The 14,402-nt window shown below is 49.9% G+C and carries 14 protein-coding genes; 1 reads left to right on the top strand and 13 read right to left on the bottom strand.

Annotated elements, in window-relative coordinates; translation table 11 throughout:
- Positions 1-16: 16 nt before the first annotated feature.
- From EYB31_RS07415 to EYB31_RS07390, 6 genes are all read right to left on the bottom strand, one after another.
- Positions 17-781, bottom strand: coding sequence for an ABC transporter ATP-binding protein (locus tag EYB31_RS07415; protein ID WP_131012652.1), 765 nt, complete (start codon positions 779-781; stop codon positions 17-19).
- A gap of 35 nt (positions 782-816) precedes the next feature.
- Positions 817-1,662: a deoxyribonuclease IV gene (locus EYB31_RS07410; RefSeq protein ID WP_131012651.1), complete on the bottom strand. Its 846-nt coding sequence runs from the start codon at positions 1,660-1,662 to the stop codon at positions 817-819.
- A gap of 55 nt (positions 1,663-1,717) precedes the next feature.
- Positions 1,718-2,527: a bifunctional DNA-formamidopyrimidine glycosylase/DNA-(apurinic or apyrimidinic site) lyase gene (mutM, locus tag EYB31_RS07405; protein ID WP_131012650.1), complete on the bottom strand. Its 810-nt coding sequence runs from the start codon at positions 2,525-2,527 to the stop codon at positions 1,718-1,720.
- Between the two features lie 73 nt (positions 2,528-2,600).
- Complete coding sequence (locus EYB31_RS07400) at positions 2,601-4,094, bottom strand: ribonuclease H-like domain-containing protein (RefSeq protein WP_131012649.1); 1,494 nt, start codon at positions 4,092-4,094, stop codon at positions 2,601-2,603.
- The gene (locus EYB31_RS07395) at positions 4,091-6,376 is read right to left on the bottom strand and encodes a DEAD/DEAH box helicase (protein WP_131012648.1); all 2,286 of its coding nucleotides are present in this window, start codon (positions 6,374-6,376) and stop codon (positions 4,091-4,093) included. The genes EYB31_RS07400 and EYB31_RS07395 overlap by 4 nt, the downstream gene beginning before the upstream one ends.
- A 270-nt stretch (positions 6,377-6,646) precedes the next feature.
- Positions 6,647-6,868, bottom strand: coding sequence for a hypothetical protein (locus EYB31_RS07390; protein ID WP_131012647.1), 222 nt, complete (start codon positions 6,866-6,868; stop codon positions 6,647-6,649).
- Positions 6,869-7,137: 269 nt separating this feature from the next.
- Here EYB31_RS07390 and EYB31_RS07385 point away from each other — a divergent pair, with 269 nt between their 5' ends.
- The gene (locus EYB31_RS07385; protein ID WP_131012646.1) at positions 7,138-8,607 is read left to right on the top strand and encodes a hypothetical protein; all 1,470 of its coding nucleotides are present in this window, start codon (positions 7,138-7,140) and stop codon (positions 8,605-8,607) included.
- Positions 8,608-8,654: 47 nt separating this feature from the next.
- On the opposite strand, the gene EYB31_RS07380 is transcribed toward EYB31_RS07385, so the two are convergent.
- The 7 genes from EYB31_RS07380 to EYB31_RS07350 all read right to left on the bottom strand — a co-directional run bounded on the left by EYB31_RS07380 (position 8,655) and on the right by EYB31_RS07350 (position 14,326).
- Positions 8,655-9,218 carry a PilW family protein gene (locus EYB31_RS07380; RefSeq protein ID WP_165452282.1) on the bottom strand — a complete coding sequence of 188 codons (564 nt, stop codon included), beginning with the start codon at positions 9,216-9,218 and terminating at the stop codon, positions 8,655-8,657.
- A 5-nt stretch (positions 9,219-9,223) separates the two neighbouring features.
- Positions 9,224-9,643 (bottom strand): type IV pilus modification PilV family protein, encoded by a 420-nt coding sequence (locus EYB31_RS07375; RefSeq protein ID WP_131012644.1) that lies wholly within the window; start codon positions 9,641-9,643, stop codon positions 9,224-9,226.
- Positions 9,644-9,685: 42 nt separating this feature from the next.
- Positions 9,686-10,294, bottom strand: a complete 609-nt coding sequence (locus EYB31_RS07370; RefSeq protein WP_131012643.1) for a stalk domain-containing protein — start codon at positions 10,292-10,294, stop codon at positions 9,686-9,688.
- A gap of 36 nt (positions 10,295-10,330) precedes the next feature.
- Complete coding sequence (locus EYB31_RS07365; protein WP_165452281.1) at positions 10,331-11,158, bottom strand: hypothetical protein; 828 nt, start codon at positions 11,156-11,158, stop codon at positions 10,331-10,333.
- A 48-nt stretch (positions 11,159-11,206) separates the two neighbouring features.
- Positions 11,207-12,187 carry a hypothetical protein gene (locus EYB31_RS07360; protein WP_131012641.1) on the bottom strand — a complete coding sequence of 327 codons (981 nt, stop codon included), beginning with the start codon at positions 12,185-12,187 and terminating at the stop codon, positions 11,207-11,209.
- Positions 12,184-13,377: a type IV pilus biogenesis protein PilM gene (gene pilM / locus EYB31_RS07355; protein ID WP_165452280.1), complete on the bottom strand. Its 1,194-nt coding sequence runs from the start codon at positions 13,375-13,377 to the stop codon at positions 12,184-12,186. The genes EYB31_RS07360 and pilM overlap by 4 nt, the downstream gene beginning before the upstream one ends.
- A 127-nt stretch (positions 13,378-13,504) precedes the next feature.
- On the bottom strand, positions 13,505-14,326 hold the full coding sequence (locus tag EYB31_RS07350) for a prepilin peptidase (protein WP_240762182.1): 822 nt from the start codon (positions 14,324-14,326) through the stop codon (positions 13,505-13,507).
- Positions 14,327-14,402 lie beyond the last annotated feature (76 nt).

The raw sequence follows: 14,402 nt of genomic DNA, 5'->3' as shown, positions 1-14,402 counted from the left end.
GCTGCTGCTTTATTGCTTATTGCACCTTGATCCAAGGCCTGTCGAGATGCCAGTCGATATCCAGCTTCACTTGGAAAGCCTGGTATAAATGCTCCGGCGTCACCACTTCGTGTTTCGGACCGGCGGCGATTACCTCGCCTTGTTCGATCAGCAGCACATGAGTAAACATCGGCATAATTTCTTCGATATGGTGGGTCACATAAATGACGCAAATTTTTTGCGATTGCAATTCATTAATGTCATGAAGTAATTTCTCGCGTTCGTATAGATCAAGGCCGGAACACGGCTCATCCATAATTAAAATTTGCGGACTTTGCATGAGCGCGCGGGCCAGCATAATTTTTTTCCGTTCGCCTTGCGACAACGTTCCCAGCGTTTGGTTCTGCACATGGGCCAAATTGACCCGCTCCAGCATGGAAATCGCCTTAGCTTTCACTTCTTCGGGAATTTCCTGATAAAAACGCAAAAAGCTGTACTCGCCGGTTGCCACTACTTCCCAAACCGGATCGCGCAGCGTCATTTTTTCGAACAGCGATTGGCTGATATAGCCGATTTGCTTACGCACCTCGCGGATATCGACCTGCCCGTACGTATTGCCGAGCACATGCACCTTTCCTTTGCTCGGAAACTGATACGCGGTAATCAACTCAAGCAGCGTCGTTTTACCTGAGCCGTTGCGGCCTAGAATGACCCAATGCTCTCCTGGAGATACCGTTACATTCACATCTTTTAAAATATGGCGTTCTTCGCGAATAAAATGAATGCCGTTAAGTTCAATCATCGGTCCCTCTCCCATTCGTATGTAATGTTACTCCTTCATGGATGCGGTATTTCCGCCAGCTTTCGCACAAGTGCGATCTCCTCCGCATGCGTTCCGCCCCGCGGAACAGGCGTTTCCAGCACAACGGGAAGCCCGCTTGCGATCCGGTCCGACTGCAGAAATTGCGCCATATGCTGCAAACCGATGGCACCTTGGCCAATGCCCGCGTGCCGGTCCTTGTGGGAACCGGTGCCATACTGGGAGTCGTTCAGATGAACCGCCTTCAGATGGCTAAAGTAGCCAAGAGCAGCTCCCTTGGCCGCGACATCGCGCCAATTGTCCCCGCGCCATAACCCGCTGGCGAACGCATGGCACGTATCCAGACAAAAGCCCACCTTCTCCGGTTCATTCACCAGGCTTCTGATCTGCATATGCTCTTCGAATGTCGTCCCCATGAAAGTTCCTTCACCCGCCTGATTTTCAATAAGCAGAAGTGTCCTGCCATTCCACCCGGCGGTTACGTCATTAAGTAATTGTATAATATTTTTGTAGCCTTGTAACGCATCCGTGCCTTTATATTTTCCAAAATGGACGATAATGCCGACCGAACCGCATGCTTCCGCGATTTCCAAATCGTTCAACAGCGAAAGCCGGGTCGCTTCGCGCAGCCCCGGTTCATCAGCGGCTAAGTTGGTTGGGTACGGCGTATGCGCAATCGAAGCCAGCCGATGTTCCTTGCAAAACAACGCGCAGCTTTCGGCATCGCCGCGGTTAAACGCTTTCACGGATAAGCTTCGCGGATTTTTCGGGAAATACTGAAACGACTGCGCGCCGATCCGCAAAGCCGTCTTGGCGGCCTCCAAATAGCCTCCCCGTATGCTGATATGGCAGCCTACCCGCATAACGCACCCTCCTAAAAATGTTACAACGTGAAATTCGCTTCGTAAGCCCAAAACTCTAGTGCTGGCAGTTTGTGCAATAAAAACATTTTTTCGAAGACAATTCGCGGCGTTCAAGCGGCTGTCCGCAGCGGGCGCAAGGTTCGCCTTCCCGGTCATACACAAGGCAGCGGCTGTCGAACGATCCCGTCAGCTCGTCTCCGGCATAAAGCGGCATGTCCATATAACCTCCGTAGCGGATGGCCTCTTGAAGCACTTTATGCATCGCATGGTACAAACGTTCCAACTCGTCCCCGGACAAGCTGCCGACCAAACGCGATGGAAGCAGGCCCGCTTCAAAACAGATTTCGTCGGAGTAACAGTTGCCGATCCCGGAAAATACCGCTTGGTCGACAAGCGTAACCTTTAAGTTTCCTCTGCGCGGCTCCAACGTTTCGGCAAACGCCCTCAGCGTAAAATCCGGCTCCAGCGGCTCGGGACCCAGCTTGCGCAGCAGTTGCTCCGCCTCGGCCGGATCGTGCAGATGAAGATATCCTAAGCGAAGCCCGATAAAGTACAGATGATTTGCTCCAAATTGCAGCGTAACCTGTGCGGTCCTGTTCGGTTTTTGCTCGCTTGTCCCGTAAAACATCGAGCCGCCCAGCATCAAGTGCAGCAGCAGCACCTTGGACGACGACAGATGGAACAGCAGATGTTTGGCTCTCCGTTCGATCCGGACAATCGCTTGCCCCGTCACTTCGCGCTCGAACAGCGCAGCGGGCACGTTCAGCGACTTTTCGCGCTCCACTTGAACGGCAGTAATCAGCTTCCCGACAACTCGCGGGCTAAGCAGTCTTTTATACGTTTCCATCTCCGGCAGTTCAGGCATCGTTTCCCTCCACAATGACTTGTTATTTCCATATTGCCAATTTTGAGGTAAAATTATTCCCTCGTTTGGCAGGTTATAACGGAAGCAAACTGTCCATGGCATATTCGGGCCTGATTTTGCGCGATTTGCGCTCAGCTTGCGAAGAACCCGCGGCTTCGCCCGGCACCGCGCTGGCGGTTTGGCGATGCATTTCAACAGGCCGCAGTTTGGCCGGTTTGGGAGCCCGCTTGACGGCGGACACCTTCTTCCGGAGACGGTCGATTCTTTTTTCGAAATCCCGCAGCAACTGCTCTTCCCGCTCCTGCTCTTGACTTGTCCCCATACGCTTGAGCGCCCTCCGCTTCCATGCCTTGTTCAGCCCTTCTTCGGCATAATGGAGCGCCAGCGCATAATCTTTCTCCCGATGCTCGTAATGCATCGCCAACTCGATAAACGGCTCCATCGAAGCCGTTGCCCGGTTGCCGCGCAAATCTACGTACTTCTGCCATAATGCCGCGGAAGCTGCAGCGTCCCCTCTTTTTTTATAAAGCTGGGCCAGCGGCAGCAAATAATCGCCCGTTTCCTCCGCGCCGGCTCCGAGCAGCCGTTCCAGCATATGATCCGCGCCTTGACGCAAGCCGTATTTCTCCAGCCACAAAGCTGTTCGGAACTGCTCTTCCATCGTTAGCGTGTCCGGGTCAAGTTTCCCTTGCAGCGCATGCGACAAATAAACGGACAATCCCGCCAGCGATAAAATATCGAGCTCGTTATGAACAAACACGCCTAGCATCTTCAACGGGTCACCTTCCGCCAAATATTGGAAATACAAGGTCGGCGCCAAAGAACCCGGCACATCGTCCAGCCGTTTAAATCCAAGCCGGTCCTCTTCCACTTGTCCCAATCGGCATGTCGGCAGCGTGTGCTTCCATAAGCTGCGCGACGGATGCAAATAGTCGAGATGAGCAAGCGTTTCGTCTTTCAGCGCAAGACGGTTCAAAATAAACCGGTTTTTGACAATCGGCCAATCAAACGATTTTCCGTTATAAGACACAAGATGGGTGTGCCGCTGCAGACGTTCGTTCAGATGCGCCAGCATCGCCAGCTCTTCGGCGGGATTACGGATGAACATCTGCTCGACGATAAACAAATCTCCTTCGTAGTATCCGATTCCGGTCATAAAAGGCACATTGCCCGCACCAATCCCCAGCCCCGTCGTTTCGGTATCGAAAAAAAGCAGCTGCTCGTGATGCTCAAGCACCGGCAGCGAAGCCGATTTCATCCTGGCGGCGGGGCGCAGCGGGGAGCGTTTGGCGGCGGCTGTTTTTTTCAAGCTTTTCCGGGCCTCATGGGCCGTCTCTTGCAGCGCAGCAAGCGCCCCCGCTTGACCAAACAGCTCGTGTAACTCAAACATGCCATGTTTGTGCTGTGACGGATACACCTTCCGGCGTATGATAAACGAACCCCACTCATTGTGCTCCAGACGCGCATCAAGCGCATCCCATTCGCCGTTCTCCGGTTCTACCGGCTTGGATGGCGCAGGTTCGTCGTTCTTTTTCAACCGTTGCAGCCGTTCCCTTAATCCGCTCATCCCGCTCCCTCCAGCCTGGCCATCAGCTTCAGCGCCAATTGCTTGCCCGTCAGTCCGACTTCTTCGATCGGCCCTACACACGCCGGGCAACCGCTAATGCAGCCGCATTCCGAGATGATCCGCGACGCCTGATCCAACAGCTTCCCGTGCACCTCGTACAACCGTTCGCTTAAGCCGACCCCGCCCGGATAACGGTCATAAAAAAATACGGTCGGCAGCTTGTTATGCACCGCTTTCACCTGCGGCACGACACGGATGTCGAGCGGATCGCACATTAAATACAGCGGCGCGATATGTACAAGCACGTTCGCAATGCCCAGCAGCGCGTATTGGACATCGTTTGCGGACATCGATTCCGTCAGCTTCTCCGAGAATGTAAACCAATAGGAGCTTGTATGCAGCTCCTCCTCCGGCAGATGAATCGGACCCGAGCCGATATTTTCATGCGTGCGCAGCTTGATTTTTTTAAAAATCGTCGCTTTGGCATTCACCGTAACTTCGCCGTACTGCCGCTGCAGACCGCTTTCCTCGCTCTCGCGCTGCGTATGCAGCACTTTCAGCTGCACGGCCATGTTGGCATCGGTGTAATAATCGACGTCGACCTCGCGCACGTAGGCCTTTTTTTCCTCATAATCCAGCTTCTCCACCTGAAATTGGACGCCTTCGTGGATGTAGATCGCTTCTTCATGGATCAGCGTTGGCGCGCTGAAACGGTCAACTTCGCCAAGCACCCGGCTGCCGTTGGTCATATCAATAATAATAAAATTTTCCTGAGCCGCCGAACGCAGCGATATATCATGCGCCGGAAACGATTGCTCCATCCAATACCAGCGATCCTTAACGTGGTGAAGTATTCGTTCCTCCGTCAAAAATTCCAATATGTCTTTCAGCGACTCGTCGCCGAATTTCTCGTTTAATTCAAAGGGCAGCTCATAAGAGGCGCATTTGACATGGTCGACTAAAATAATCAGATTATCGGGATGAATCAGCGCTCTCTCCGGCGGACGTTCGAAGAAGTACCGCGGGTTGTTCACCAAATATTGATCCAGCGGGTTGCTGCTCGCCACCATAAACGTAATCGAGCTTTCCTGCCGTCTGCCCGCCCGCCCGGACTGCTGCCACGTACTGGCGATCGTGCCCGGGTAACCGTTCAGCACACACGCCTGCAGCTGCCCGATATCGATGCCGAGCTCCAGCGCATTCGTGCTGACGACGCCGCGGATTTCGCCGCTGCGCAAGCCACGCTCGATTTCCCTCCGCAGCTTCGGCAAATAGCCGCCGCGGTATCCGCGAATCGACTTGGAACCCAGCTCGTGGCTTACCAGCTCCTGCAAATAGGTCAACAGCAGCTCCACGCGCACCCGGCTGCGGGCAAACACAATTGTTTGAATGCTCTGTTTGAGCAGCAGGCCGGCCAACTTGCGTGTCTCCAGCACGCTGCTGCGGCGTATCCCAAGCTGCTGGTTAACCACCGGCGGATTGTAAAATACAAAATGCTTCTCTCCGGCGGGGGCTCCGTTCCTATCGACAAGCGCTACCTGCTCGCCGATCAGCCGCTCCGCATGTTCTTTCGGGTTATCTATTGTTGCCGAAGCGCATATAAACTGCGGGGAAGAACCGTAAAATTTGCATATCCGCTTCAATCTGCGGATCACATTAGCGACATGGCTGCCAAAAACGCCGCGGTAAGAATGCACCTCGTCAATGACGATGTATTTGATATTTTCGAATAATTTAACCCATTTCGTATGGTGAGGCAAAATCGCCGAATGCAGCATATCCGGATTCGTGACGACAATATGACCCGCATTGCGGATCGCCTGGCGTACGGCCGGCGGCGTATCTCCATCGTATGTATGTGTCTTGATATCCATTTCCATCAGATCGACGAACTGCTGCAGCTCGGCCACCTGATCCTGGGCAAGCGCCTTGGTCGGAAATAAGTATAACGCCCGCGCGGCGTCATCTTCTACAATCGATTGCAGCACAGGCAGGTTGTAGCACAACGTCTTGCCCGATGCCGTCGGCGTCACCGTTACGACATGCCGCCCCTGCACAGCTTCGCTAAACGCCTGGGCTTGATGCGCATACAGCTTGAATATGCCTTTCCCGCTCAGCGCCTCCCGGATCGCAGGATGCAGCTGCGGCGGCACATCGCTATAAGAAGCGTCGCGCGGCGGTATCGTATGCCAGTATGTCACTTGGCTCATGATCTCGGGTGTGTCCCTGACCAATTCGATTAATTCATCTATGGATGCGACTTTGCCTGTTAAAGGATTCATTAATGTTCCGCTCTCCTTGCACCAATCTTTCCTTTATTATATAGAATATATGTTCGGGTATCAAACGTTTTTTCCGCGCAAAAAGCCCTGAACTCCGAAACAGAGTCAGGGCTATCGGTTCGACATTTACGTCGTTTAAGTTGTCAGAATGGCCTTTCAGGCAAGCTAAACAGCACAAAGCAGCTCGAACATTGTTGAATGAAGAGCTTTTTCGATTACAGAATCAAGTTATAATCTGTCGCTTCCTGCGCTTTCCCGGGAAAAGTTTTTTTACAGCATTTCGGAAGAGTCATCATAATCGAACCGCAGCCCGTCCGAGGAAACGATTCTATTATCGGCCGACGGTTCCCGTTCGATTGCTTCCGCCGAGTTGTTTTGCAGCTTCCACAATACTTCGCGGTAGTCGCTTTGTTTCATATTGCTGCCTTCCGATTGGATGGCGATGCGCAGCGCTTGTTCGATCACGGCAATATCCTGGCTCGTAAAGTCCATGGGTTTCCTCCTTAAGAAGTCTTTCATTTACTTATTTTATCCAATTCAAAGCCGATTCATTCTGCTTTTTATGCCTTAAGATAGATTAAAATATACAGTCTGGATAAACACAAACCGTTGTTTTTATTGTAAAATAGTAATAAAGTCCCGGTTTTCAGAAAACAGGAGCAATCTATGACAACCTGACGCTGTTAATTGGCCGTTTGGCTGGAAGCGGGTTTTATCTTCGATGAGCTTGTTTCAATTGTATTCAGTAAGGAGGCTCTGCCTTGAAAAAAGTAAACAATGAGCGGGGCGGCGTTTTTCTATACGTTATTTTTATTATCACTCTGCTTATGATATTCGTCCCGGTTCTGCTGCAGATGACGTCAACCACCTCGTATGCCAATAAAATGACCGAAAATGATAAGCGGGTAACCGATTTGGCGTTAAGCGGCATGGAATCGTTTCTCGCTTATTTGAAAACGTATAATCCGAGCGGTTCGGTTACGCGAAAAGCGTTTCTGAGCGCCTATGGCGGAGGCAGCGGATCTGTTGGAGCCGGATGGGGGGCAAAGACGTTTGCAACCCCCGAAGGTGTTTCCGTTACATTTAGCCAGAAACTGGTTAAAAAAGATACCACTGTGGAAATCGCTCTTCCGCTTACTACCGACGACGATTACGAGGTTCTTATCTCAGCAACCGCCGGCGGCCGCAGTAAAAATATCCGCTTTCAGGTCTCGGCGAAAGACGGGAGTACATCCGTTCCCATTGATCCTGAGCACAAGGTGGCCATTACCGGCAATAAGGTGCTCTACGGCGGCTCCATTACCATGAATACAAGCAATGGGAGCAATGCAAATTTTGCCACTCAAAATACTACAATTGCCAATGCGGTAGATTGGTATATCAATGACACAAAAGCCAAAGTGATAAGCCAAATCTCGGCTTTTAAATCTTCACCGTACGCAATTACTTGCACAGGCTGCAGTGTTGATCAAATACAGACACAAATTGATAACAGCTCCAGAAACCCCGTCATTATTATAAGACCGGGAACCTTGGATTTGGCAAACAAAACAACGACTTTTGGTTATGCTCCGGGCACCAGCAATTATCCTAACGGCAAAGCCGTCATATTAATTACCGAATCGTTAAATTTAAACAACAGCGGTCTCACTGTTTACGGCAACCTGATACTTAATACGACCAATACCGGTATCGGCAACCCTTATAGCCAAAATGTCAGCTCGTTTGCGATCAAACAGGTAAAAGACACTTCGGGTAATGATGTATACGGCAATTTCTGGTCGCTTGGCGATGTATCTTTAAATCAGGGCACCTTAAATGTCGCCAATCAAATATATATGAAGAGCTTTACAGGGATTAACAATTTAACGATTAACGCCAAAGATATGACCGTCGAAGGGGCACTCACTTTAAACACCAGCACAGCCATGAACATTGTGCCCGGCGAATTCACGGCAGGTTCCGTTCTGATTCCTAACAACGCGACTTTGAATATAACCGGCGGTGACATCTTCGTTAAGGGAAATTTCGAGGCTCGAACCCAAGCGTATGTGAATGCAGGCGGTTACTTTGCTGTCGGAGGTTCTATCGTGATACAAAACATGCAAAACAATCCAGGCCAATATATCAAAGCCGGCCAAGGCGGCATGACCGCACTGCAAAACGGCACCTCCACCGGCGGCGGGGGCTCCACTTCTTCCGACTGGAATCCGATCCGCAAGCCGGGCTGAATGCTCAATACTTTCCCCCTTATCTCCATACAGATAACAAAGCTGCTTCAGATCTGAAGCAGCTTAAATGTCATGCTTTTTACGATATCTTTGTTTGATTTACCGGTTACGGTCGTACGAGCCGTTTGAAAACTGATGTCCAGCTTGACGAGTGATCCAGCGCTATAAGTATTGGGGTTAGCGATCTCAGCGGTTCCCGTGTTATTCATAAACTTGATGCTGTTGACTCCCCCGGCGAGCAAAACGCCGTTTGTATACACGCCTGGTGAGCCGATGGATACATTATCGGTTAAATTCGCCGAGTTGAAATCGTACAAATATAAGTTGGCGCCGTTCAAGTACAGCGACTTTTTTTTCGCTGCTCCATCCGCATATGTCGTAAATCTCAGCTCGTTATTGGTACGATAACCGGCGTTGGCATCGGACAAATATTTGGTTAAAGCGTTTGTTGTCAGACGGATCCGCGAATCGTCGGTAAATTTGTTGACGGTTGCGTTCCATTCCAGATTTACCGAGTTAAACAGCATAATGGCAACCCCAATAATAATTGCCGTCAAGGTGACGGCGGCCATAACCTCGACTAGAGAAATTCCTTTCTCGTTTGACGCCATCCTCCTCATTCCTCCCATGATACGGTCACGGTTAACAATCGGGGCACAAGATCGGAGCTGGCCGAGCTCGTCTTAAACAAGGCCACCGCATTCAGAGAAAGATAGTGGCTGCCGAATCCCGTCTTGCTGTAGGCAGGAGAAGCCATATCGGTCTGCTGGACAAACACTTTAAAATGCAGTGATCCGTCATCGGCAGTGGAAGAACTGACCGTCCAAGGAAGCGCAGGCGCGGAGGCGGCTATTTCCGCCCTTTTTTCGTTTAATACTTTTTCCCCGATGCGTAAAGCTGCGGTTTTGTAGTCGCTTTTTTTGCCGGCCAGCAGGGTATAACCGGATAAATTCACAAAAATAATAACTGCAATACCCAATAATACGACGGCGGCGAGAACCTCGACTAACGTAACTCCCCTCTCGTTTTTGAACATAAATCCATACCCGCTTTCTTCGCCTTCCCGGTCTTAGAGAAGTTAACCGGCCAGCTTGCTTTTTAAAAGCTTATTCAGCTTATCGGCATTCGAGGAAAAGATGTTCCAAGCGATGTAATAATCATCCATGCTTTTGGTTTCCCATCCGCTGCGGATCAGCTCGGTTGCCGACTTCAGCTTATCGAATAGCTGCGCCATTTCGTTATCGTTCATGTTATCCGCAAGCACGCGCAGCCGTTCATACCTGTCAACGGATTGTTTAATGCCATTCATATCATCCGTTTTAAAAAAAGTAATCATATCGCTCATAATTTGATTGTTTTGGAGAGCAACGTATTGGTACAGTCCTTTTTGCGTGGCGCTAAACAGCAAATCCCGTTTATCGTTCAGAAAATCGAGATTAACTGTTTGCGTTTTATCGTTCCAGCTGACCTCCGCTCCCAGCATTTCCGATAAACTGCGCAGCGGAACATAAATAGAACCGTTGTATACAATCGAATCTTTATTTAAATCGGCCTGCTGGCCGTTAATCGCCACATTGATCCGTCCGAACATAACATCAATTTGCGACAACTTGCTTTCGGCCCAAGCGAAGTTGCTTAACCACAACATACTTAAGCCGACAAATGCGATGAGCAGCTTTTTTTTCATCCCAATTCCTCCTTGCCTGGCTGAAGCAACTTATCATTATTTCGCTCCCGCCAATTCCTTAAGCATATTAATAAATTGTTCATTGGTCATCGTAGGGTCTTGGCGTTTCTCCGGCGCATTCACCGGCAACGGCGGGAGACTGCGGAATTGCCCTGCGTAGGCGGCAGCCGTATACATCGATAAGACGAGATTCAGCGTCATTTTCTCGGACTGTGCAGGCTCTTGCGTATTGCTTGCCGCCGGAGTCGCACGCAAGCTCCATTGTTTGATATTGATCAACCGGTCCATTTGATACAGCCGATTCATAAAATCGACAACCTGCGGGTAAGTGCCTGTCACGACCACATTCCAATTATTTTCGGAAATACCTTGTCCTGCGGCATTTTGCCCCGCTGCTCCGGTTACCGGTGCGGGAGCTTGCTGCGGGCCGCCGGTTCCTTGCCCCTGAGAGGTTTGGGAACCTTGAGAGTTTGCGGTACCGGGGTTTGCCGCCGATGCTCCCTGCTTGGCTGCATTGCTTAATATATTCGTTAAATTATCCTGGTTGGTCTTTTGATCCCCGAAATTAATGTTGGAGACCGTCGCACCCGTACTTTTTTCAATTTCTTTTAGGGAACTCACAACTCTGGCCGACTCCTCGTTTACCGGAACCTGCTTGACGAGCGTTTCAATATCTTGATCGGTGACTTTAGCCGGAATCGGCTTGGCATCCAGCAGTTGCTTTTGCCCTTCAAGGTTTGCCAGAGTGGACATAACGGACGACTTCTCCAGCAATTGGGGAGCAATTAGCACCGAATACAGCATCATATTGACGATAATCCCGGCCAAGGCGATCATTACAATGATCGTTGCAGGATTTTTCAAGAAATTCGAACAGTGCGCGAGCTGCAGTTTTTTCATTATGAACAATCCCTACTTTTCTTTGCCGGCCGGCTTTAAAGTCATTTGCAGCGAGATTTGATAAGAGATGACAGGCGGTTCGTCCGGCACCTTCCCGTTTCCTTCAGGCGAATCCGGCGAAACAGGAGCCTTTTGTTGTTTCAATGTATTATATAGCGACTTCGCGCTGTCATACTCTTCCTGCGTAATGGCAGAGCCCGGCGGGAGCTTGCGGCTTTCAGGGGAAACAAAATTTTTATCCGGCACTTTAATGCCGAAATTTCTCTCCAGCAGCTGCTGCGACATACTCCAGCGAAGCTGGTTCAGCAGTTCATCCGACTTATTTTCGGTTGCAGGCATCTGCTTCTCCAGCTCATTGATAAGATCTTCCTTTGTTTTGCCTGTTTTTGGCTTTGCCGGATCGGTACCGGCTGATACGCCGGACAAATTCCCGGGTTGACCGGCAGCTGCCCCCGCAACGGCCGGATCTGCTTTTGGGGCCGGTGTCGTTTCCATGCGATTGACATAATTGATCGTTATGTTCTCGATGAAATCCGACTTTTGCAGCAGCAGGATATAATCTGCAGATTGTATAAAATCGGCGAATTCATAAGTGACGGTCAGTTGTTCCTTGGCCCCCGGCTGCCCCTGTTGATCGTTATTTGGCCCTGCCTCCGCCGTAAGCAGTCTTGCCGTATTCGGCAAGTTGGCCGTCAACTGCTCGATAACGGGCGTCCAATTACGACGTGACGTTTTTAGAACATTCACTTGGTTGGTAAAACTGGTAAACGGCTTGACTAACGGATCTTCGGCTTTTTGTTTGGAAAGAAACTGGATTTGCGCTTCCAATTGCGAGATCGTGTTTTCATTGGCCGCCCGGTCAAAACGCGCTTCATAGCTGTAAGCTACGATAACCGCGGAAATGACGACAAACAGTCCGGCTACGGAAACGGCTAACGACAATACATGCTTCTGAACAAACGGTACGCGGGGAATCAGATTGATGTTCTTCATGTCTCTCTCCCCCTTAAGGCAAGGCCGATCGGCACAGCCATAGCAGGAAAAGCATGTTCGAGCAAGCCGTCATCCGTCTTGATGCCGGGAGAATAAGCAACCGTCACTTCCATATTTAACCGTTCCCGCAAATAAACCTCGATATCGTGAAGCCGCACGACATCTCCCGATAATACAATACGCGAAAATTCTTGATTCCGGTTGTTTAATGTATACCGGTAAAAGTTCATCAACCGCTCCAGCTCATGCGCCAAATCGCTGCACGAGGCGGTAAACTCGCTTTCTTTATCGTTGGATTGAAACAGCGAAAACAAACTGACTTCCTCTTCCGGCGGTATGGGTGTGTCCGAAGTCTGCTGCGGATCCGCAGGTTTCTTGAAATGGATCGGAACCGTACGGGTGATCTTCAACAAACAATCGTGAAAGATGCTGATATCCGTTACATTCTCATTGATATCCACAACAAGGCAAGTAGCCTTGGGATCGGCAAACTCCGTTTTTTCCATCAATCTATATAAGCTTAGCGCTTTAAACTCCATCGAAATCGGCTTTAGACCAGCCGAACGAATGATTTCCAAATATTGTTCAATCAGCTCTTTCGGGCCGGCCACCAGCATAACATCGCATTGAACCGCTTCCGGCGTTTCCTCGGGCGCTGAAGTATCTTCGCCAAACAAGTTAATCCCTTTCAGATCCAAACCGAAGTTGGAAGTAGAAGCCGCTTCTCTTAGTCCTAACAGGTCCGGCTCCGCCAATGAGGCCGCCCCGCTGTCTTTTTTAGGCGGTTTGGAGCTTTTCTTCGCCGGTCTTTCCGACCCGTTTAGTTTCACGAAATCGTATACCGGATTTTCAAACGGAAGATGAATATTATGCTTCACCTCAAAATCGATCAGCTTCCTTAAATCTTTGAGAGGAATGTCCGGCAATTTCAAAAAGCGAACCATGATCGATTGGCTGGGAACGACGAGATGAACCCTTTTCGACTTTATATTTAAGCGCGCAAACAGCGTTTGAATCGACTGTATGACCTTGTATGGCTCAATGATTTTTCCGTCGTCGACACAGTTCAGAGGCAGCGACTCGGAGCCGTAACACAGGATATGAGGATTTCTTCTGGACTTAAGCTCCATCTCAACGGTTTTCACCGCGTGGTCCGTAATTTCGATTCCAATGGAGTAACGGTCTGGCATGAACCGACTTAGAAGTGTGTATACATGTTTCGACATTATGCCAGTTGTCCCCCTTAAATCCCAATCTGTCTCTATTTATAGTAACACAATTCAGTTTACAAAAGTGAATTGCAGCGGTATTCACACGTTAAACGAGCAATCCCATATACCAGTCAATCAGCCGGTCCCCGGCAAGCAATGATAGGAGAGCCCCCAAAGCGATATACGGTCCAAACGGAATATATTGATCTCTTTTCCAAACACCGCTCGAAAGCAGCACCATACCAAACAGTGTGCCTATCAAGCAGGCAAAAAATAAGGTTAATAACGTTAACTTTAGCCCCAAAGTGAGCCCAATAAATGCAAAAAGCTTAATATCTCCCCCGCCCATCGCTTCTTTCTTTACAATCGCGACGCTGACCAGAGCGATCAAAAACAGCAATCCGAACCCTGTCACCATGCCCCAGATGTATTGACTGAATGGCAGCGGATGGTTCCAAATTCTTAACATAAACGAGACGGCGACCCCGAAAAAAACCACTTTATCAGGAATCAGCATATGTCGCAAGTCCGTTTGCGTAATCACAATAAGAATCGATACGAAAAATAAAGCTACCAGCCATTCCTTGCTTGGGCCATATGCGAGTGAAACGACGGCAAAAAGCAACCCTGCAGCCGCCTCCCAAACCGCGTATTGTGCCGATATCGGCTGCCCGCAATAACGGCATTTGCGGCCTAACAGCAAATAACTTATAACCGGAATTAAATCGATGATGCCAAGCCGATGTTTGCAGCTCGTACAATGAGACGGAGGCGTAATGACCGACCGTTTCAGCGGAACACGGATGGCAACGACGTTGAGAAAGCTGCCGACCAATAGCCCGAATATGAAGTTGGCAAGTACGAAAAAGTAAGGAGCACTAATGAAGAGGTCTCGGTACATGATGTAGATATCTTTTAGCAGGCTCATAGAGCGCTCCCCTCGATGATTGTATGAAAATTAAAAACGCGCATTTTATGATGTTATAAGAAAGGTAACTCGGCAG

Source organism: Paenibacillus thalictri, assembly GCF_004307995.1.
Classification (GTDB): Bacteria; Bacillota; Bacilli; order Paenibacillales; family NBRC-103111; genus Paenibacillus_AF; species Paenibacillus_AF thalictri.
This window is presented reverse-complemented; position numbering and strand designations above follow the sequence as displayed.

Coding starts and splice junctions, on each gene's coding strand:
- EYB31_RS07415 (WP_131012652.1), bottom strand. CDS start 781: ATGATTGAACTTAACGGCATTCATTTTATTCGCGAAGAACGCCATATT.
- EYB31_RS07410 (WP_131012651.1), bottom strand. CDS start 1,662: ATGCGGGTAGGCTGCCATATCAGCATACGGGGAGGCTATTTGGAGGCC.
- mutM (WP_131012650.1), bottom strand. CDS start 2,527: ATGCCTGAACTGCCGGAGATGGAAACGTATAAAAGACTGCTTAGCCCG.
- EYB31_RS07400 (WP_131012649.1), bottom strand. CDS start 4,094: ATGAGCGGATTAAGGGAACGGCTGCAACGGTTGAAAAAGAACGACGAA.
- EYB31_RS07395 (WP_131012648.1), bottom strand. CDS start 6,376: ATGAATCCTTTAACAGGCAAAGTCGCATCCATAGATGAATTAATCGAA.
- EYB31_RS07390 (WP_131012647.1), bottom strand. CDS start 6,868: ATGGACTTTACGAGCCAGGATATTGCCGTGATCGAACAAGCGCTGCGC.
- EYB31_RS07380 (WP_165452282.1), bottom strand. CDS start 9,218: ATGGCGTCAAACGAGAAAGGAATTTCTCTAGTCGAGGTTATGGCCGCC.
- EYB31_RS07375 (WP_131012644.1), bottom strand. CDS start 9,643: ATGTTCAAAAACGAGAGGGGAGTTACGTTAGTCGAGGTTCTCGCCGCC.
- EYB31_RS07370 (WP_131012643.1), bottom strand. CDS start 10,294: ATGAAAAAAAAGCTGCTCATCGCATTTGTCGGCTTAAGTATGTTGTGG.
- EYB31_RS07360 (WP_131012641.1), bottom strand. CDS start 12,187: ATGAAGAACATCAATCTGATTCCCCGCGTACCGTTTGTTCAGAAGCAT.
- pilM (WP_165452280.1), bottom strand. CDS start 13,377: ATGCCAGACCGTTACTCCATTGGAATCGAAATTACGGACCACGCGGTG.
- EYB31_RS07350 (WP_240762182.1), bottom strand. CDS start 14,326: ATGAGCCTGCTAAAAGATATCTACATCATGTACCGAGACCTCTTCATT.